At 54.1% G+C, this 19533-nt stretch carries 15 protein-coding genes; 8 read left to right on the forward strand and 7 right to left on the reverse strand.

Annotated elements, in window-relative coordinates:
* Window positions 1-5 precede the first annotated feature (5 nt).
* Window positions 6-1454, forward strand: a complete 1449-nt coding sequence (xylB, locus tag QQL54_RS01460; protein ID WP_284386767.1) for a xylulokinase — start codon at window positions 6-8, stop codon at window positions 1452-1454.
* On the forward strand, window positions 1451-2767 hold the full coding sequence (gene xylA / locus QQL54_RS01465; protein WP_284386769.1) for a xylose isomerase: 1317 nt from the start codon (window positions 1451-1453) through the stop codon (window positions 2765-2767). The genes xylB and xylA overlap by 4 nt, the downstream gene beginning before the upstream one ends.
* A 62-nt stretch (window positions 2768-2829) precedes the next feature.
* Here xylA and QQL54_RS01470 read toward each other — a convergent pair whose 3' ends face one another.
* The gene (locus tag QQL54_RS01470; protein ID WP_284386771.1) at window positions 2830-3279 is read right to left on the reverse strand and encodes a hypothetical protein; all 450 of its coding nucleotides are present in this window, start codon (window positions 3277-3279) and stop codon (window positions 2830-2832) included.
* 324 nt (window positions 3280-3603) lie between these two features.
* On the opposite strand from QQL54_RS01470, the gene QQL54_RS01475 reads away from it, so the two are divergent.
* From QQL54_RS01475 to QQL54_RS01500, 6 genes are all read left to right on the forward strand, one after another.
* Complete coding sequence (locus QQL54_RS01475) at window positions 3604-4728, forward strand: Gfo/Idh/MocA family protein (RefSeq protein WP_284386773.1); 1125 nt, start codon at window positions 3604-3606, stop codon at window positions 4726-4728.
* Complete coding sequence (locus QQL54_RS01480) at window positions 4725-5777, forward strand: sugar phosphate isomerase/epimerase family protein (RefSeq protein WP_284386774.1); 1053 nt, start codon at window positions 4725-4727, stop codon at window positions 5775-5777. The genes QQL54_RS01475 and QQL54_RS01480 overlap by 4 nt, the downstream gene beginning before the upstream one ends.
* A 23-nt stretch (window positions 5778-5800) precedes the next feature.
* The gene (locus tag QQL54_RS01485) at window positions 5801-7207 is read left to right on the forward strand and encodes an MFS transporter (RefSeq protein WP_284386776.1); all 1407 of its coding nucleotides are present in this window, start codon (window positions 5801-5803) and stop codon (window positions 7205-7207) included.
* A gap of 2 nt (window positions 7208-7209) precedes the next feature.
* The gene (locus QQL54_RS01490) at window positions 7210-7785 is read left to right on the forward strand and encodes a gluconate 2-dehydrogenase subunit 3 family protein (RefSeq protein ID WP_284386779.1); all 576 of its coding nucleotides are present in this window, start codon (window positions 7210-7212) and stop codon (window positions 7783-7785) included.
* Window positions 7773-9497: a GMC oxidoreductase gene (locus QQL54_RS01495; RefSeq protein ID WP_284386781.1), complete on the forward strand. Its 1725-nt coding sequence runs from the start codon at window positions 7773-7775 to the stop codon at window positions 9495-9497. The genes QQL54_RS01490 and QQL54_RS01495 overlap by 13 nt, the downstream gene beginning before the upstream one ends.
* Window positions 9498-9704: 207 nt before the next feature.
* Window positions 9705-10457: a sugar phosphate isomerase/epimerase family protein gene (locus QQL54_RS01500; protein ID WP_284386783.1), complete on the forward strand. Its 753-nt coding sequence runs from the start codon at window positions 9705-9707 to the stop codon at window positions 10455-10457.
* Between the two features lie 4 nt (window positions 10458-10461).
* Here QQL54_RS01500 and QQL54_RS01505 read toward each other — a convergent pair whose 3' ends face one another.
* The 6 genes from QQL54_RS01505 to QQL54_RS01530 form a co-directional block, all read right to left on the reverse strand.
* The gene (locus QQL54_RS01505; protein WP_284386785.1) at window positions 10462-11646 is read right to left on the reverse strand and encodes a serine hydrolase domain-containing protein; all 1185 of its coding nucleotides are present in this window, start codon (window positions 11644-11646) and stop codon (window positions 10462-10464) included.
* Window positions 11647-11851: 205 nt separating this feature from the next.
* On the reverse strand, window positions 11852-12889 hold the full coding sequence (locus QQL54_RS01510; RefSeq protein ID WP_284386787.1) for an ACP S-malonyltransferase: 1038 nt from the start codon (window positions 12887-12889) through the stop codon (window positions 11852-11854).
* Window positions 12886-15120 carry a dehydrogenase E1 component subunit alpha/beta gene (locus QQL54_RS01515; protein ID WP_284386789.1) on the reverse strand — a complete coding sequence of 745 codons (2235 nt, stop codon included), beginning with the start codon at window positions 15118-15120 and terminating at the stop codon, window positions 12886-12888. Before QQL54_RS01515 ends, QQL54_RS01510 begins: the two co-directional genes overlap by 4 nt.
* 2 nt (window positions 15121-15122) lie before the next feature.
* The gene (locus tag QQL54_RS01520; RefSeq protein WP_284386791.1) at window positions 15123-16355 is read right to left on the reverse strand and encodes an acyl-CoA dehydrogenase; all 1233 of its coding nucleotides are present in this window, start codon (window positions 16353-16355) and stop codon (window positions 15123-15125) included.
* Window positions 16356-16671: 316 nt separating this feature from the next.
* Complete coding sequence (gene gabT, locus QQL54_RS01525; protein WP_284386793.1) at window positions 16672-17997, reverse strand: 4-aminobutyrate--2-oxoglutarate transaminase; 1326 nt, start codon at window positions 17995-17997, stop codon at window positions 16672-16674.
* On the reverse strand, window positions 17994-19457 hold the full coding sequence (locus QQL54_RS01530) for an NAD-dependent succinate-semialdehyde dehydrogenase (RefSeq protein WP_284386796.1): 1464 nt from the start codon (window positions 19455-19457) through the stop codon (window positions 17994-17996). Before QQL54_RS01530 ends, gabT begins: the two co-directional genes overlap by 4 nt.
* Window positions 19458-19533 lie beyond the last annotated feature (76 nt).

The raw sequence follows: 19533 nt of genomic DNA on the forward strand, positions 1-19533 counted from the left end.
CAAGTATGTATCTTGGACTCGATATCGGGACGTCTGGCGTCAAGGCTGTTTTGGTCGATGATGCGCAGATGATTGTCGATCAGGCCACAGCGCCATTGTCGGTCTCTCGTCCTCAACCGCTTTGGTCTGAACAAGACCCGAAAGATTGGTGGCGTGCGACGAACGAAGCTGTGCTGAAACTAGACACGCGCGCCCGGCGTGCCGTTCGAGCTATCGGCCTGTCTGGTCAGATGCATGGGGCGACCTTGTTAGATGTGCATGGCGATGTGATCCGTCCGGCAATCCTGTGGAATGACGGTCGGTCTGCGGCGTCTTGCCAAGCCATGACAGAGGCCTGCCCTGAGTTACATGAAATCACAGGCAATCTGGCCATGCCGGGATTTACAGCGCCCAAACTCTATTGGCTGAGAGAGAATGAGCCCGAAAACTTTAAGAAGGTCGCCCGTGTCTTGCTTCCGAAGGATTATGTCAGGTGGTTGATGAGCGGCGATGCCGCGTCCGACATGTCCGATAGTGCTGGGACGCTCTGGATGGATGTGGGCGCGCGGGATTGGTCAGATACGATGCTGGGTCTGACAGGTCTCGACCGCTCGCATATGCCGGACCTTTATGAGGGCACGCAGGCGACCGGCGTGCTGAAGCAATCTATTGCCGATCAATGGAGTATGGCCCGTGTGCCGATTGCCGCTGGTGGCGGCGATAATGCCGCGGGCGCCGTTGGGTCCGGCATCATCGAACCCGGAGAAGGGTTTGTCAGTCTCGGAACATCGGGTGTTGTCTTCATGGCTGATGATGCATTTCGCCCAAATGTGGCCGGAGCCGTGCATACGTTCTGCCATGCCGTACCCGACACATGGCACCGGATGAGCGTCATCCTGTCGGCAGCTAGCGCAGTGGATTTTGTCGCCCGAATCGCAGGGTTCGCGTCGGAAGCTGACCTTTATGATCAAACAGCGGATGCCAAACGGCCAGGTCGCGGCGCGGTTTACTTACCTTATCTATCTGGCGAACGGACGCCTCATAATGACCCGAATGCCAAAGGTGCGTTCTTCGGGCTGACCCATGAAGACACGCCGCTGACGATGGCACAAGCAGCGCTAGAAGGTGTCGCATTCGCTCTGGCTGACGGGGTTGATGGTTTGCGCGCAGCCGGAACATCAATTGATGGCCTTTCAGTTATTGGCGGCGGGTCTCGTTCAATTTGGTGGGGGCGTGTAATCGCCTCGGCGATGAACTTACCGCTGACCTACCGCGAAAGCTCTGCTGTCGGTCCTGCGTTTGGTGCAGCCCGTCTCGCGCGTCTCTGTCTGGATGAAGACGCGATCTCTGACATTTGTACGCCGCCCGCAATTGACCATGTCGTTGAACCCGATCCTTTGCTCGTTTCGCTTTATGCTGAGCGCCGTCCAATTTTCACCCAACTCTATCAAGCCACGAAGGGACTTCTCTCATGAGCGGTTATTTCGACCATATCGATCCTATTAAATATGAAGGCCCGGACAGCGAAAACCCGCTGGCATTTAAATATTATAATCCTGATCAAATTTTGCTTGGCAAACGGATGGAAGATCATTTGCGCGTCGCCGCCTGTTACTGGCACACTTTCTGTTGGGATGGGTTTGATGTGTTTGGCGGTGGTACGTTCAACCGACCCTGGCATGGACCCGTCAATGATCAAGCCGCCGCAGAGGGCAAATTGAATGCGGCGTTCGAGTTTTTTGATCGGCTTGGGCAACCTTTCTTCTGTTTCCACGATACAGACGTCATGGCTGCGGCGGAAACGCCCAAGGAGCATGTCGAAAATTTTGCTGCGATTGTCGATGTGATTGAAGCGAAGATGGCAACATCCCGTACCAAATTGCTGTGGGGAACAGCGAACATGTTCTCGCACCCGCGCTATATGGCTGGGGCCTCGACGAACCCGAACCCGGACGTCGTCGCGTTCTCGGCGCTGCAAGTGAAGCATGCAATGGAGGCAACGCATCGACTAGGCGGCGCGGGCTATGTGCTGTGGGGTGGCCGCGAAGGGTATGACACGCTGCTGAATACGAATGTTGGACAAGAAATGGAACAGCTTGGCCGCTTCGTGTCGATGGTGGTCGAGCACAAACACAAGATCGGGTTTAAGGGTGATATATGGATAGAGCCCAAGCCGCATGAACCAACAAAGCATCAATATGATCGCGATGTGGCGACCGTCTACGGTTTTCTGAAAACCTACGGATTAGAAAATGAAGTCGGCGTGAATATCGAACCAAACCATGCCACGCTGGCAGGTCATAGTTTCGAACATGAAGTCGAAATGGCCAATGCTCTCGGGGTTTTTGGATCAATCGACTTCAATCGCGGCGATCCACAAAATGGCTGGGATACAGACCAATTCCCCTTTGATCTGCGTGAGAACACGCTGGCACTTTACTACATCTTGAAAGGGGGCGGTTTCAAGAATGGCGGCTCCAATTTCGATGCCAAAGTGCGTCGCCAAAGCTCCGATTTGGAAGATCTGTTCTATGGTCACATCGGCGGCATGGACCTGCTCGCGCGTGCTTTGACGAATGCAGTGGCGATGATCGAGTCAGATCAACTTCAAGCGTTCAAGGACCAACGGTATGCCGGATGGTCATCGGGAATAGGTCGGAAAATGTTAAACGGCGAGGCGAGTCTCGACGATATGGCGGCACAATGCGCGGACCAGAATGTTTCGCCAACGCCTGTTTCCGGGCGTCAGGAACATCTCGAAAATATTGTGACGTTGGCTGTGAAGTAAAATGCAAATTCCGCAGCCTTAATGAGTGAGCAAGCGCGAAACCGCGCTTGCCCTTATCTGATCTACTTCACCGTAATTTGGTGCATCAAATATTCACCGGTAATGGTTCTGATGCCGGGATATGTCTTGGCGATGGCGCGGCCTTCTTTTTCACGCTCAGATCCCCATTCTTCCATGAACTCGTCATACTTCGCTTTAGATGGGCCTATATCTGCTGTTGATTTGAAGCTGACCACAAGGATCATGTTGAACTCACCGCTATTTGGAAAAGCGCTTCCATAAATCGCATAATCTTCAATGTGACCAAGTTTTTTGGCCAATTCATTCGATTCAATCCAGCCGCCTTTCAGGCCTTCAAGATAATAATCGCCCATGTTGGAGTCGACTTTGACTGTGGTGACAACTGAGACTTCATCGCTGACGTCATAGTCTTGATACACGCTTAATTGCGCGAGGCTGGGTTGCGCAAAGGCGATGATGCCGAATGCAGCAAATGTAGATAAAGCTTTCATGAGTGACCTTTTTAAACGAGCAAAATAGCTCTGACGCGAGCCGGAAAAATTTCAGAAATGCGCGCCTTTGCACAATTGTGCGGTCAGAAAATGTTCAAGATTATATAACTTGAGCGCCAAGGGTCGTACCGAAGCTCATTCATTTTCTTCGTTTGCATCAATCAGTTATATTACGAAAAGTCAATGTAATTGAATGTCCGGTTTCGACTGATCGTGTGATCTTGATGATAATCTCAGGATTCAAAGCCGTAACTTGACACCCCTCTGACTCCTAGTGATAACGTTAACATTGTAAGTGGATCAATTTGAGCGGGGAGACTCAGAGTGACTCAAAACCCACTGAGAATGGGTATGGTCGGCGGGGGCTCCGGCGCGTTCATTGGCGAAATTCATCGTTTGGCCGCGCGGTTGGACGGTCAGATTGATCTCGTCTGCGGGGCGTTCTCCCGCGATCCGGATAATTGTCGAAAAACGGGTCAAGAGCTCGGTTTGGACCCAGCTCGGTGTTATAACAGTTACGCCGACATGATGGATGCTGAAGCGGGTCTACCCGCTGAGACACGGATGAATTTTGTCGTCATCGTTACGCCTAACCATGTTCATTTCCCCGTTGCAAAAGCGGCGCTTGAAGCTGGGTTTCATGTCCTGTCAGACAAGCCTGCGACCCTCAATTTGCAAGAAGCTCGCGAACTGGCGGATATTGTTTTGAAATCAGGCCGCGCTTACGGCCTGACTCATACCTATCTCGGCTATCCGCTCGTGACCGTCGCGCGAGAGATTATCGCAAATGGCGGCATTGGCAAAGTCCGCAAAGTCTTCGCCGAATATATCCAAGGTTGGTTGGCCGGAGAGGTCGACAATAAACAGGCGGATTGGCGCACTGATCCAGCTCGATCTGGCGCGTCTGGCTGCATGGGCGATATCGGAACGCATGCCCATAATTTGGTCGAATATGTAACCGATCGAAAGATGACCCATGTCGCCGCAGATTTGACGGTTTTTGTCGAAGGTCGACGTCTGGATGATGACGGGTCTACTTTGTTTCGTATGGAAGACGGCATCAAAGGGACGCTCTCTGCGTCTCAAGTTTGTGTCGGGCGAGAGAATAGCCTGTCCATTCGGGTTTACGGCGAAACGGGCGGTCTTGAATGGCATCAGGAAGAGCCGAATACGCTGATCCGAACCTATGCTGACAGGCCAGCGGAAATCATTCGCGCGGGCCAGGGCTATCTATCGGAGCCAGCTAAATCCCAGTTCCGAACGCCGCCGGGACACCCTGAGGGCTATATTGAGGCCTTTGCAAATATCTATCTAGAATTTGCTGACGCCTTACGAACTGAGGGCGGTGTGAAAGCGGGTATGAACGCCGCCTTGAGAGGCATGGCGTTCGTCGAAGCGCTTGTCGAAAGCAGTGAAAATAACTCGGTCTGGACGGAGATCCGCATATGAAAACAATGAAGGGTCCGGCGATATTTTTGGCCCAATTCATGGGCGAAAAACCGTTTGATACGATGGAAAATGCCTGCCGCTGGATGGCTGAGGCAGGCTATAAAGGCGTACAGATCCCGTCTGATAATCCTGTCTGCATTGACTTGAAACTTGCGGCCGAAAGCAAAGATTATTGCGACGAATTCAAAGGGCAATGTGCTGAATGGGGCGTTGAGATCACAGAACTCTCAACTCACATTCAAGGACAACTGGTCGCGGTTCACCCGGCTTATGATACGGCGTTTGACGCCTTTGCTCCGGCGCAACTGCACGGAAAGCCCAATGCGCGGCAGGAGTGGGCGGTTGAACAGGTGATGTATGCAGCCAAGGCGTCGCAAAACCTTGGCCTCGACCGTTCCGTCTCTTTTCCTGGAGCCTTGGTCTGGCCGTTTATGTATCCGTGGCCGCAGCGCCCGGCTGGCCTTGTCGAAGAAGGTTTCAAAGAACTGGCGAAACGCTGGCGTCCGATCCTTGACTACTATGACGAGTGCGGCGTCGATATTTGTTATGAAATCCATCCGGGTGAAGACCTGCATGACGGGGTGACGTTTGAACGCTTCCTCAAAGAAGTGGATAATCACCCGCGCTGCAATATCCTATACGACCCCAGTCACTTCATCCTGCAACAACTCGATTACCTGTCCTTCATCGACCATTATCACGAACGCATCCGCATGTTCCACGTCAAGGATGCTGAGTTCAGACCCAACGGGAAAAGCGGCATTTACGGTGGCTATCAAGGCTGGGTCGACCGACCCGGACGGTTCCGGTCGCTGGGTGACGGGCAGATCGATTTTGGCGGTATTTTCTCGAAATTGGCCGGATATGGATTTGACGGCTGGGCCGTTGTTGAATGGGAATGCGCGCTCAAACATCCCGAAGACGGTGCCCGTGAAGGGGCTAAATTCGTCTCTGATCATATCATCCGCGTGACCGATAAAGCCTTTGATGATTTTGCCGGCGGTAACGTCAGCGTCGAAGCCAACAGAAAAATGCTCGGCCTCACCTGAGGACCAGCGCAAAGGGGAAAGACATGGTGACAACCACAGCCACTGCAGGCGTTCCTGCAGGTATCAACCGGAACAGATTGTTCTGGCTCAGTTGCTTATCGCTGATTGTGACGGCCATGACCTTTGCGATCCGGGCGGGGATTTTGACGCAGCTTTCCGATCAGTTTGCACTGACGGATACAGAACTGGGCTGGGTCAACGGCATGGCCTTTCTCGGCTTTCCATTGGCGATGGTGGTGTTCGGATTTCTCTATAATGTGCTGGGTCCGAAACTCATCATGATCCTAGCGTTTTTGGGCCATGTGCTCGGCCTTGTTTTGACAATTTATGCGGGCGGGTTTCTTGGACTGTTGATCTCTACCTTCTTTATCGGCTTTGCCAACGGATCGGTCGAAGCGGCATGTAATCCGATGGTGGCAGACCTCTACAAGGATGACAAAACCAAGTGGCTGAACCGTTTCCATGTCTGGTTCCCGGGCGGGATCGTGATTGGTGCGGTCGTCTCTTATATCATGACTAATATGGGGATTGGCTGGCAGCCGCAGATTGCGATCATGCTCGTGCCGACAGCGATTTATGGTTTCCTAATTTTCACGACGGTCTTCCCAGATGTTGATCCAGACAGCAAATCGCTACGGCTCGATGGCAAGTCGATCCTGCTGATCAGCGCGGTGTTTGGTCTGCTAGTTCTGATTGGAACGCCCAACACTTTGCTAACTAGCGTCCCAGGCGGGATCATGTTGCCGCTTATTCTGGTGCTTGCGCTCGTTTACCTGCTGACCTTCGTTCTGACGGGACGTCACCGCGACGCAGTTTTGCTGGTTGCGCTGATGGGCATCATGTCGATGACGGCGACGTCAGAGCTTGGCACCCAACAATGGGTCGAACGCATTCTTGGGAGTTCCGGGGCGCAGCCTATGTTGATCCTCGCCATGGTGACCGGGATCATGGCGGTTGGACGCTTCTTTGCTGGGCCTTTGATCCATGCACTTAATCCGCTGGGCGTTCTACTCGCTAGCGCTGTCGTGACAACTCTGGGTCTGTTCATGATGGCGACTATGTCCGGGGGAATGGTTTATGTCGCGGCGATCGTGTTCGCGATCGGTGTCTGTTATTTCTGGCCAACGATGATCGGTGTGACGGCGCAATATGTGCCGCGTAGCGGCGCGCTCGGTATGAGCCTTGTTGGCGCTGCTGGGATGTTCGCGCTCACGATCTGGAACCCTGTCATTGGCGGTTGGATCGATGCAGCCCGTAAGACCGCTGAGGATACGGGGTTGACCGGTGACGCGATCGAAGTCGCCGCTGGTCAAGGAGCCTTATCCAAACTTCTCCTGTTTCCGATCGTGCTGATCGCTGCCTTCGCTGTTCTCTACTTTCTGCGCAAGCGGATCATCGCGACGGCTAATCCGATCGCTGAGGAGGTGTAGACATGTCTCAGCTTCAGATGAATAGGCGGGGCGCGATAGCGTCCTTACTCGCGATTTCAGCGGCCGGAGCTTTATCGGCTTGTGGCAAGATTGAGCAGACTCCAGCCTTAGTGTCGGGTCTGGCCTATGCTGAGCCTATGCAGTTCTTCCGCGCCGATGAGATGGCGCTGATTGCTGCAATCGCTGACAGGATTATACCGACCACAGACACGCCGGGCGCGGTCGTGGCGGGTGTGCCGGAAAAACTGCAAGCTCTCGCGTCAGAATGGGCGGATGACGGTTTCCGTCTCTTTTGGCGTGACGGTCTTGCGGAGTTGAATAATGCCCTGATGACAGAGGGAACAGCGTTTGCTGATTTGTCTGTTGCGCAGCAGACGGCTGTTCTGTCCGCCTATGACGCCAGTGTTTATTCGAACGCTGTCGAGAACGATCTCTACAAAAACCTCAAATCGACGGTCGCCACAGCCTACTACATGAGCGAGCCCGGCGCGACGCAAGAGCTCGCCTATGAGGCTGTACCGGGCGCATGGATCGGTGACGCTCCGCTGTCTGATTATCCAAAAACATGGGCGACCTGATTATGGCGGATTTTGATTTTGTTGTTGTTGGCTCTGGCATGTCCGGTGGCTGGGTGGCGAAGGAGCTATGCGAACGCGGCTTCAAAGTTGCCGTTGTTGAGCGTGGGCGCGACCTCGTTCCTGAAGAAGATTACACAGATTTTCTGAACCCGTGGGAGATGGAACATCTCAACTGGAAATCATCGCAGGACCGTGAGGACTACCCGATCCAGTCCGAAGTGTACGCGTTTCACAGCTATACCAAACAGTTCTGGGTCAAAGATGGTGAGCACCCTTATGAAACAGCTCCGGGCACGCGCTATAAGTGGCGTCGGGGCCATCATGTCGGCGGGCGCTCTATTATGTGGGCGCGGCAATCTTACCGCATGTCGGAAATCGATTTTCAAGCGAACGCAAAAGACGGGTACGGCGTCGATTGGCCCGTTCGGTATGACGATTTGAAAGAGTGGTACGATTATGCGGAAACCTTCGCCGGGATCAGCGGGAACGATGATGGAATTGAAGTTCTGCCAAGTGGAGGGACCTTCCAGCCGCCGCATGAGATGACACATCTCGAAAAGGAATGGAAAAAAGTCATCGAGGCGAAGTGGCCAACACGGAAGATGATCATTGGGCGGGCGGCCAATCTGACCCAGCCGACTGAAGAACAACTCTCTCTGGGTCGTGGACAGTGCCAAGCACGGGACCATTGTTTCCGCGGCTGTAGCTTTGGGGCCTATTTCAGCTCTAAACACGCGACCCTTCCAGCGGCTGAACGCACCGGAAACATGACGTTGATTGCGGATATGGCGATCCACGAAGTCATTTATGATGCGGACACCAACCGTGCCACGGGCGTTCGGGGCGTGAATACGAAAACGATGGAAGCGACGGAAATCACGGCACGGGCTGTCTTCTTAAACGCATCGACAATTCCGACCGCGATGATCCTGCTAAATTCCAAATCAGAGTCTATGCCTAACGGACTGGCGAATAGTTCGGGTCATGTCGGGCATAATTTGATCGGCCATGTCGGCGGGGCTTGGGCCCGCGGGACTCACACGGGCTTTCAGGATTCTCATCACTTCGGGCGCCGCCCGAATGGAATCTACATTCCGCGCTATCGCAATCACACTGAAACTGGCGAAGGCTATCTACGTGGTTTCGGCTTTCAGGGCGGAGCAACCCGCATGACTTGGGGCGGGCGTGCGAATGAGGCAGGTATCGGCGCGGATATGAAGGACCGGATCCGCACACCAGGCCCTTGGCGCATGTGGTTGGGCGCATTTGGTGAAACTATGCCGAGATTTGAGAACAAAGTGACGCTGCATTCGAGCAAGACTGACAAATGGGGTCTACCCATTCCGGTCATGGACTGTCGCTATACGGACAATGAGGTGAACGCGGTTAGCCAAGCGGCTGAAGACGCCAAGGAGATGATGGAAGCCATGGGGGCAGTCGACGTCATATCCAGCGCCGGTAGCATTACTAAGGATACGCTGGGCGCACCGGGCAATGGCATTCATGAAATGGGAACCTGCCGGATGGGACAGGACCCTGCCACGTCAGTACTGAACAAGTGGAACCAGAGCCATGATGTCCCAAACCTGTTTGTTTCGGACGGTAGTTTCATGACCAGCGCGGCCTGTCAGAACCCGTCTCTGACTTACATGGCCTTCTCGGCACGGGCCGCCAATCATGCCGCAGACCTCATGGAGAGCGGCGCGATATAGCGCCGCTTCGTCAGGACCTAATCGGGCCTCAGATTTGTTGGAGACAGGATTGTGATGAAATCTTCTGGCCATATGGACCGTCGACATTTTCTATCAACGACAAGTGCGCTGTTACTTGCGGCGTCGTGTCAATCCGCGCCGACTCCAATCCCTGCTAAGCGACAGATATCAAAGGTTGGACTTCAGACCTACACATTGCGTGATGCGATGGCTGAGGACTTTGTCGGGACCTTTCAGATGATCAAGGATGTCGGCTATGATTTCGTTGAATTGAATGGTCGGAACTTCGCAGACCGATCTCCCGAAGATTTGCGCAAAATTTTGGACGATGTTGGTTTGCCAGCGCCCGCGACCCATGTCGATTATGACAGCCTAGCGAAAGAGCCTGCGAAACTTGCGGACACTGCCTCTATTCTCGGCTGCAAGTTCGCAATTTTGCCCTATCTGAGCGATGATCAGCGCAGTTTGGATGATTATAAACAGCATGCGGAGATGCTGAACCGCTCAGCAGAAGTCATGAAATCGACAGGCGTGAGCGTGGCTTATCACAATCACCAATTCGAATTTCTGGATCTGAGTGACGGTCAGACCGGGATGAACATTTTATTGTCGGAGACGGAGCCGGACCTTGTCGCATTTGAACTCGACATGTTTTGGGCTGCCTTGGCGCGGATTGATATCCCAGCTTTGCTCACAGCGAACGCTGGGCGGTTCCGGCTCTGCCATATTAAAGATATGTCTGGTGATCCGACGGCGCTCATGGCGAGTGGTGATTATGGCAAAATCGTCAGTGAGCTTATGGTCAATGTTGGCGAAGGTTCACTGCCGTTTGAATCCTATTTCGCTCTGAACGATGTGTCGGGCATGGAGTATTTCATCGCTGAGCATGACGGACCGGCTAAACCGTACAGAAAGTCGATCCAGACAAGCTATGACGCGATCAAAGCTATGCGCTTCTGATAGTTCAGTCCGTCAACATGCCGAGCGACTGATAGACGGCTTTCCTGATCTTCGCATGGGCAGCACCGTCAAACGGCATGACCTGCGTGAGGAACACGACCGTCAGATCATTTTCAGGGTCGACCCAAAAGAGTGTGCTTGCCGCGCCGTCCCAGAAAAACTCCCCCGTCACACCAAACGGCTCGGTCTCATCCTTTGGCGGATCCACACGGACAGCCATACCGAGGCCGTAGCCTATCTGCCCCTTGAATGGCAGAAAGTCTTTTGCGGTTAAATCGTCCGGAAGATGGTCGCGCGACATTAAGGCTAGCGTTTCAGGTTTGAGTATCTGCACGCCGTCTAGAGTACCCTCATTTTGAAGCATCTGGGCAAAGCGCATATAGTCGTCGGCTGTTCCGATCAGGCCATGACCCCCATTAATTTGCACGGGTTTGGCAGGCCAGAGACCATAGACGGCTTGGTCTGGTTGGCGGGTTAACTCGTTAGCTTCATTTCGAGCATAGCCGGCGGCGACTCGGGCTTTTTCATTGGCTGGGACGAAGTAGCGGGTCTCGGACATATTGAGCGGGTCCAGCACGCGTTCGTGGATCAGTTCTTCATAGGGGCGAGCTGTGACCACTTCCGCTAAACGTGCCTGTACATCGGCGGACACGCCATATTTCCACTGTTCGCCTGGATGGCAGTAGAGCGGGACATCTGCGAGCTCTTCGCTGAATTGTGAGAGCGGTTTAGATGGATCGAGCACATTGGCCTCAACCATCATCGTCGCCACAGGCGTGCTTTCCCAACCATAGCCAAAGCAGGCTGTGTGTCGGAAAATATCGATGACCTTGATAGGGTTGCGCGGCACTTCCAAAATCGATGCACCGTCCGCGTCCAGTCCAGCGAAAACCTTCACATCTGAATATTCCGGAAGGTAGTACGAAAGCGGCGCATCGAGGTCGAACAGACCTTCTTCATAGAGTGTCATTAGCGTTACGGCCGTGACCGGTTTGGTCATGGAATATAGCGATACCAATGTATCGCGCTGCCACGGACGATCGGCCTCACGATCCGAGGCGCCAACCGCATTAAAATAAATTTCTTCCCCGGATTGATAGATCAGCAGAGATGCCCCGGCTGCGGACTCGCTATCCACGAGATCCGATAGAGCTTGGTCAAGAACAGAGCTATTGATGTCAGGAGACACTGTGTCGTCTGTCTGAGGCGTTTGACAAGCACTACAGAGTGCGAAGGTGCCAAGAATTGGAACTAGAAATTTTCGAAGCATCGGTTTTCGTCTCACAATATTGGACAGACAAAAACTTCTAGCACAGTTTAGAGAAACCACGACCTCACGCGCTAGATTTAAATCTCAGACTGAATGGGACGGATACGCCCCAGACCGGTCTCACTTATCGCGTCGGTGCAACAAGCGGCCGCTGATCGCTATGCCCCATAGCTAACATGTACGGGTCATCCGCTTGACGTTCGAGGAAATGAGTTTTTGTCGACTGTCCCTGCCAGTCAGCCATCAACATGGCCTGAGCGGTCGCTCCGCCCAATGTGTTGCCTGGTCCCAATATGATCAAACAATCGGGCGCAAATTCGCGCAGTCCCGTTTGGACGGACCGTGTGAAATCATAGGTCTCTGTGACTTGGCTTCCGAGCGTATAATCCCAAAGTGCGGATGTATCGCAAGCTTTGGGCATCCAGATCTTTCCACGCCCATCGATCATTGGAATTGTGGGCTGTTGGAATAGCGTTTCGGGTAATGCTTTCCGACCAGCAGCGGAGTTCGCCTGCATTAAGGGAGAATGGAACGCTCCGTGGTTAGGGAGCGGCATTGGAAAGCGACCTTGAATTTTTTCAAGTTTGCTTTCGGCCTCAGCGAGGGCTTCATCCGTTCCCGCCAATACGATCATCCCGCCGAACCAGATCGATACATGCAAGTCGTCGATGCTCTCGACCAAGCTCAAAAGGGCTTGTTTGGCTCCGAGTTTTTCCTGCCAGGTCTCATCTACGAATGGGTAGACTAGCTGACCGCCGAGCGCTTGCTCGTGCATGATAGTACCCATTGTATTGACTGTCCGAAACCCGTCTTCGGGCGATAAGGCTCCGCCGCATGCGAGCGCTGTGTACCAGCCCATCGAATTTCCCGTGACCGCGACAATGTCGAATGTATCCCGGTCGATGCTCAGGAAATCTGCAAACGAACAGGCATAAATCAAGCCGGACGCATTATCGCCGCGCGTGAACTTAGATCGGGAAAACCGGTCGCTACTGTCGAGTTCGAGAATGCTCGGTTGGTTAAGGGCAGTTCTCTGCGCATCAAAGGCAGAGAGGAGGTCCGGCTTGTCGCTGTGATGAGTCTTTAGATAGCCAAGTTCAGGGGCATTATAGACCCCGCGTCCCGGACAAATGACAAGCGCAGTTTTCTTGGCGTGGCTCATGAGCGCGACTCCAAAGCCGTTTCACGGACGACGCTAAGGGCCTTCTCAACAATCGCATCACGGTCTGGCATGGTGACACCGAAAGCGGGGCCTGTTGCAATAAAGCAGTCTGTTGCGACGAGGCGCGCTGTTGGTTTTTTGCTCCGTTCAGCAAACAGCGTCATCAGCGCTTCACTATGGGATCCTTGCTCGCGGCACTCATCGACAATCAGGACGTGATCGGCATCGCCGACGGCGTCAATAATCGCGTCTTTTGGCAGTGGGGAGAGCCAGCGCATATCAATCACGCGGCAATTAATTCCGTGTTTCTCTTCAAGGATGCGCTGAGCCTGCAAAGACAGATAGGCCCCATTGCCATAGGTTACGATGGCTAGGTCCTTTCCATCGCCGTGACAGCCAACATCATTGATTGAAATTGTCTCTGGCGAGCCAGGTTCAGGGTAATCGAACGTCCAGCCGCTATCGCCTTTCTCATGCAGATCCCGGGTCATGTAGAGGGCGATCGGTTCGAGGAAGACGACCAGCCTTTGTTCCTCGCGAGCTAGTCTGACGCTTTCTCTCAGCATCAAGGCGGCGTCTCGCCCGTTGGATGGGCATGCCACGATTAAACCGGGAATATCCCGCAAGGCGGTGACGCTGTTCTCGTTATGGAAGTGTCCGCCAAATCCGCGTTGATAGCCTAGGCCGGCAATCCGAACGACCATGGGGTTGGTGAACTGACCCTTTGAGAAGAACGGCAGGGTCGCCGCTTCGCCGCGCAACTGGTCGATCGCATTATGGAGGTAAGCCAGAAACTGGATCTCTGGAATGGGTATGAACCCATTATGCGCCATGCCGATTCCAAGGCCGAGAATGGCCTGTTCATCGAGCAGTGTATCGATGACACGGTGCGCGCCAAAGCGTTTCTGGAGGCGCTGCGTGACGCCATAAACGCCGCCCTTTCGCCCAATATCCTCGCCCGCCAGAACAATTTCCTCATGTGAGAGCATAAGGTCGGTCAGGGCAAGGTTGATAAGCTTTGCCATATGTTGTGGCTGTTTCGTGGCCCGCAGATCGCTGTCGCCTAGGCAGGCGGTTCTCGCCTCAGCGGTCGGTCCGGGTGTCTCTTCATGGGTCCGACTCGGCGGGATTAAACTCTCCATCACCTCTTCAGCTGTTTGCAGCCTTGGGCGCTTGATGGCTTGCTCAGCAACGCGCTCAACACGGGCGTTCATGTCCTTATACCGCTTTAAGATCTCATCGGCTGTCAGGATGTTTTCGCTGATGAGTCGGCCGGCTGTGTAGAGCAAGGGATCTTGCGCTTCGGTTGCTTCGATTTCCTGTTTCGACAAATAAGTGCTCGGCGCATCGGGGCCAGCGTGACCATAGAGGCGCACACATTTTGAGTGCAGGAAAGCGGGTTTACGGTGACGTCTGACGAACTCAGCGGCGCGGGAAGCCGTGTTGTAGGCGTCGAATATATCAAGGGAACTACACTGGAAATATTCTAAGGCCGGACGGGATCGAACGGACTGTTCGACCCAGTTTGTTGGTGTTTTTGTCGAAATCCCAATCCCATTATCTTCGCAGACGAATAAGAGGGGCAGGGGTGAGTTTTGGTACGCGGTCCAACTCGCCGTATTCAGAGCGCCTTGTGACGTCGAATGATTGAGCGACGCGTCGCCGAAGGTACAGACAACGATACCGTCTGACGGCAATTGCTGATGTTCCGGCTGAACGCGTTTGGCGAGTGGAATGCTAAATGCCGCGCCAAGGGCCTTGGGTAGATGCGACGCGATGGTCGAGGTCTGCGGTGGAATCGCCAGTGACTTGGAGCCCAGAACTTTATGCCGCCCACCAGAGATTGGGTCTTCTTTTGAGGTCGAGAAGCTGAGCAGCATGTCCCACAGGGGCGTAGTCCCTGGAACTTGAAATGACCGACCGATCTGAAAGGCGGCATCTCGGTAGTGCAGGAAAGCCATGTCATCAGGCCGCAGTGCCCAGGCAATGCCCGCATTGCCTTCATGCCCTGAGGACGCGATTGTATAAAAACCTTCTCCACGAGCTTGGAGTTTCAGCGATACCCTGTCGAGATGTCGCGATAAAAGCTGCGCATCGAACAGGGCGACAAGCTCATCCGCCGTCAGCCCGGAATCCTTGAGCGTGAGCGAACTGATCGGAGTTGGGAAATCAGCCGCTTTCGTCCGAGCCAGGAAACGCTTGTGAACGGACTCGGCGTGATCTTTACCCATCTCTAGAAAAAGGCCTGATGGCCAGTTTGGGCGCGGCCAAGGATCAAGGCGTGCACATCATGCGTGCCTTCATAAGTGTTAACCGTTTCTAGATTGACCATGTGGCGGATCACTTGGAATTCGCCTGAAATTCCGTTGCCGCCATGCATATCCCGGGATTGGCGCGCAATATCGAGCGCCTTGCCACAATTATTGCGTTTGATGAGGGAAATGATTTCAGGTGCGGCCTTGCCTTCGTCCATCAGGCGCCCGGTTCTGAGCGCGGCTTGCAGGCCCAAGGCGATTTCGGTCTGCATGTCGGCCAGCTTTTTCTGGAATAGCTGTGTGGCCGCAAGCGGACGGTTAAACTGATGACGATCTAGGCCATATTGTCGCGCGGCGTGCCAGCAGAATTCTGCAGAGCCCATGACGCCCCAGCCAATGCCGTAACGGGCGCGGTTCAAACAGCCGAACGGCCCCTTCAAACCTTCAACATGCGGCATGAGAGCGTCTTCAGAGACAATGACGTCTTCCATGACGATCTCGCCTGTGACCGATGTTCTAAGGCTGATTTTCCCGCCGATTTTAGGCGCGCTCAGGCCTTTCATGCCCTTTTCGAGAATGAAGCCCCGGATCTTGCCGCCATGGGCGTCGGATTTTGCCCAGACGACGAAGACGTCGGCGATAGGCGCGTTGGAAATCCACATTTTTGTTCCAGAGAGACGATATCCGCCGTCCACTGCTGTCGCTGTCGTTTTCATGCCTCCGGGATCTGACCCGGCATCTGGCTCTGTCAAACCAAAGCAACCGATCAGCTCACCACTCGCCAAGCCCGGCAAATATTTCTGCCGCTGAGCTTCGCTGCCATAGGCATAAATGGGATAGATCACGAGCGATGATTGGACTGACATCATCGACCGATAACCGGAATCAACGCGCTCAATTTCACGGGCAACCAAGCCGTAAGAGACATAGCTGGACCCCAATCCGCCATAGGCTTCAGGCAAGGTCACGCCGAGAAGGCCTTGCTGACCCATCAGCCGAAATAATGAAGGGTCAACCGTCGCGTTTTCAAAGGCATCAACTGCGCGAGGGGCCAAATGTTCAGCAGCGAATGCGGCAGACGCCTCAGCGATCATCGTCTCGTCTTCGCTCAGTTGATCGTTCAACAAGAACGGATCTTGCCAAGAAAATTGGCCAAGTGTGGGCGATTCTTTATCGCTCCATTGTCTTACTTCAGCTTGATGTTCAGTCATCGAACTCAGTCCTAAAATATCGGCCGATTGCTAATCTGATTGGATGCAAATGGGGTTAGCCATCTGATCTTCTCGACATGAGCGATTTCGCGATCCGTCCGCCGTTCTGTTTGTGCAAGGCGTGCGGTTAGCAGGCTTATATTTCAAGCTCAAGCCACTCATGACGGCATAGAGCCACACCCGAAGAGAAACGGGTGTGGCGTTGAATTCAGGCTATGTGTTGGAAGTCGTCGTTGCCAAGCCTAAGATCAGGCCGTTGTGATGATGCCATTGCTGAACGCTGCCTATCAGTTTCAACAATCTCTGATTTGAAACACTAGGCGTCAATCATTCTAGAGAGGCATTTTTCAAAAATATCCAAGCCCTCGTGAATGAGTGCGTCCGGTATAGTCAGCGCAGGTAGGAAGCGGAAGACATTCCCGCGAACACCGCAGGACAGGATGACGAGGCCTTGCTGATAGGCGTCGCCGACAACGGCTTTGACGAGCTCCGGATTGGGTTTGGAAGGATCGCCGTCCTGAATAAGTTCAACTGCCATCATGGCGCCGCGATCGGTTCGAATTTCACCGATCAGAGCGGGGAATTGTTCGCGTAGGGCTTTGAGGCGTGCATCGAATATAGAGCTAATATGATTGGCGCGGTCGACGAGTTGTTCCTCTTCGATCACATCAATGACGGCGAGCGCCGCTGCACAGCCAACAGGGGAGCCTGCATAAGTTCCGCCCAAGCCACCCGGTAAGGGCGCGTCCATAATCTCAGCTTTGCCCACGACGCCTGCAATCGGAAAACCGCCTGCCATGCCTTTGGCGACGGTCATCAGATCGGGCTCAATACCGGAATGTTCCATGCAGAAGAACTTGCCTGTACGGCCAAATCCAGATTGAATTTCATCGGCAATCATGACGATCCCGTGCCTGTCGCAAAGGTCGCGTATGGCGCGTAAGAATGCGTCTGAAGCAGGGTAGAAACCGCCTTCGCCTTGCACGGGTTCGACAATGATGGCGGCAACATCTTCCGGGATAATGTCGCATTTGAACAACATCTCGATCGCATGCAGCGTGTCGTCCAGCGAAACGCCGTGATAGTTGATGGGGTAGGGGACGCGGTAAATGTCCGCGGGGAACGGACCAAAGTGCGTTTTATAGGGGGCGTTCTTGCCTGTCAGACCTAGCGTGAAGTTGGTCCGCCCATGATAGCCACCATTGAAGGCGATGACGCCGCGCCGACGCGTATGCGCGCGGGCGATCTTGATCGCATTCTCGACAGCTTCCGCGCCGGTTGTCACGAATATGGATTTTTTCGGTGACGGGCCAGGGGCGAGGCGATTGAGCTCCTCTGCCAGTCGGACCGCTGTGTCGTATGGCGTCACCATCACGCATGTATGACTGAAACGGTCGACCTGATCCTTAACCGCAGCGACGACCTTGCTATGGGAATGGCCCGTATTGCAGACCGCTATTCCGGTGCCAAAGTCGATATAGCGCCGACCTTCAACATCCCACATTTCGGCGTTCTCAGCGCGTTCAATATAGACGGGGGCGAGATTGCCCTCGCCGCGTGCGATCGCCGCTATTTTGCGGGCTTGCCATTCAGCATTGGTCAGAGAGATATCTTTGACAGTTTTCAGAGGTGCATTTTTCATTGGTCTAATCCGCCCATGCAAAGCGACTTGATCTCCAAATAGTCATCAAGTCCGTATTTTGATCCTTCCCGGCCTTGGCCGGATTCTTTTACGCCGCCGAACGGCGCCATTTCATTGGACATGGCGCCTGTATTGATCGCCACCATGCCAAACTCCAGAGCCTCGCCAACACGCCAGACACGGCCAATGTCGCGAGAATAGAAGTAAGCGGCGAGACCGAATTCCGTGTCATTCGCCAACGCAATCGCTTCGGCCTCTGTCTCGAACCGGATGACGGGCGCGACGGGGCCAAAGATTTCCTCTCGAAACACACGCATGTCTGTCGTTGCGCCTGTCAGGAGTGTTGGCGCTACGAAATTGGCCGTGCTCACTGGACTGTCTCCGGACTGGACAGCTGTTGCCCCTTGATCCGTTGCGTCCTGAATCAACGCGCGGACATTCGTGGCGGCTCGGTTGTCGATGAGGGGGCCAATGGTCACGCCTGCCTCGTCGCCCGCACCCATTTTCAAATTCGCCGTCGCGTCAGCTAGAGCGGCTGTGAACTGATCATAGACTGCGGATTGAACAAGAAACCGATTGGCGCAGACACAGGTCTGCCCAGCATTGCGAAACTTGCTCGCCATCGCGCCCTCTACAGCTGCGTCGATGTCGGCATCTTCAAACACAATGAACGGCGCATTGCCGCCCAACTCCATGGATAGGCGTTTCATCGTTCCCGCACAGTCGGACATGAGCTGTTTGCCGACCGCCGTGGAGCCGGTGAAGGTCAACTTCCGAACGATCTCGCTGGATGTGAGAACTTTTCCGATCTCTGGTGTTTTGCCAGAGACAATGTTGATGACGCCAGCGGGGATCCCGGCACGCGCTGCCAACTCGACCAAAGCGAAGGCAGAGAGCGGGGTTTGATTGGCAGGCTTGCAGACCACTGTGCAGCCCGCCGCGAGTGCCGGCGCGATCTTCCTTGCCAGCATGGCGTTTGGGAAATTCCAAGGGGTGATGCAGGCGACGACGCCGACGCCTTGTTTGATGGTGACGAAGCGTTTGTCCGCAGATGGGCTCGGGACGGTGTCGCCATAAATGCGCTTAGCTTCCTCCGCGAACCATTTCACGTAACTGGCACCATAAAGGATTTCGCCCATCGCCTCGGCCAGTGGTTTACCTTGCTCGGCGGTGAGAATTTTTGCGAGATCGCCCTGATGAGCGATCATCAAATCGTGCCACGCTTCAAGGTGTGCGGAGCGCGCCTTCGCTGTCAGCGCCCGCCATTCGCTAAGGGCGCTATGAGCCGCCTTAATCGCTCGTCGCGTCTCCGAATGACCGCACCGTGCGACATCCGCGAGCGTTTCGCCATTGGCGGGGTTTTCAACACCGTAAGTCTCGCCACTATCCGCCTCGTTCCAGTGCCCATCAATATAAGCTTGGGTCTTCAGAAGTGATGGATCGGAAAGTGGAAGGGTCATGACAAAGTTTCATTGTGGTGTCTGATACGCCTATGAATGTGAATTTTGTTGATGAGAATTGACTAATGTTGCACTC

It is taken from the genome of Algimonas ampicilliniresistens (assembly GCF_030159955.1).
Lineage (GTDB): Bacteria > Pseudomonadota > Alphaproteobacteria > Caulobacterales > Maricaulaceae > Litorimonas > Litorimonas ampicilliniresistens.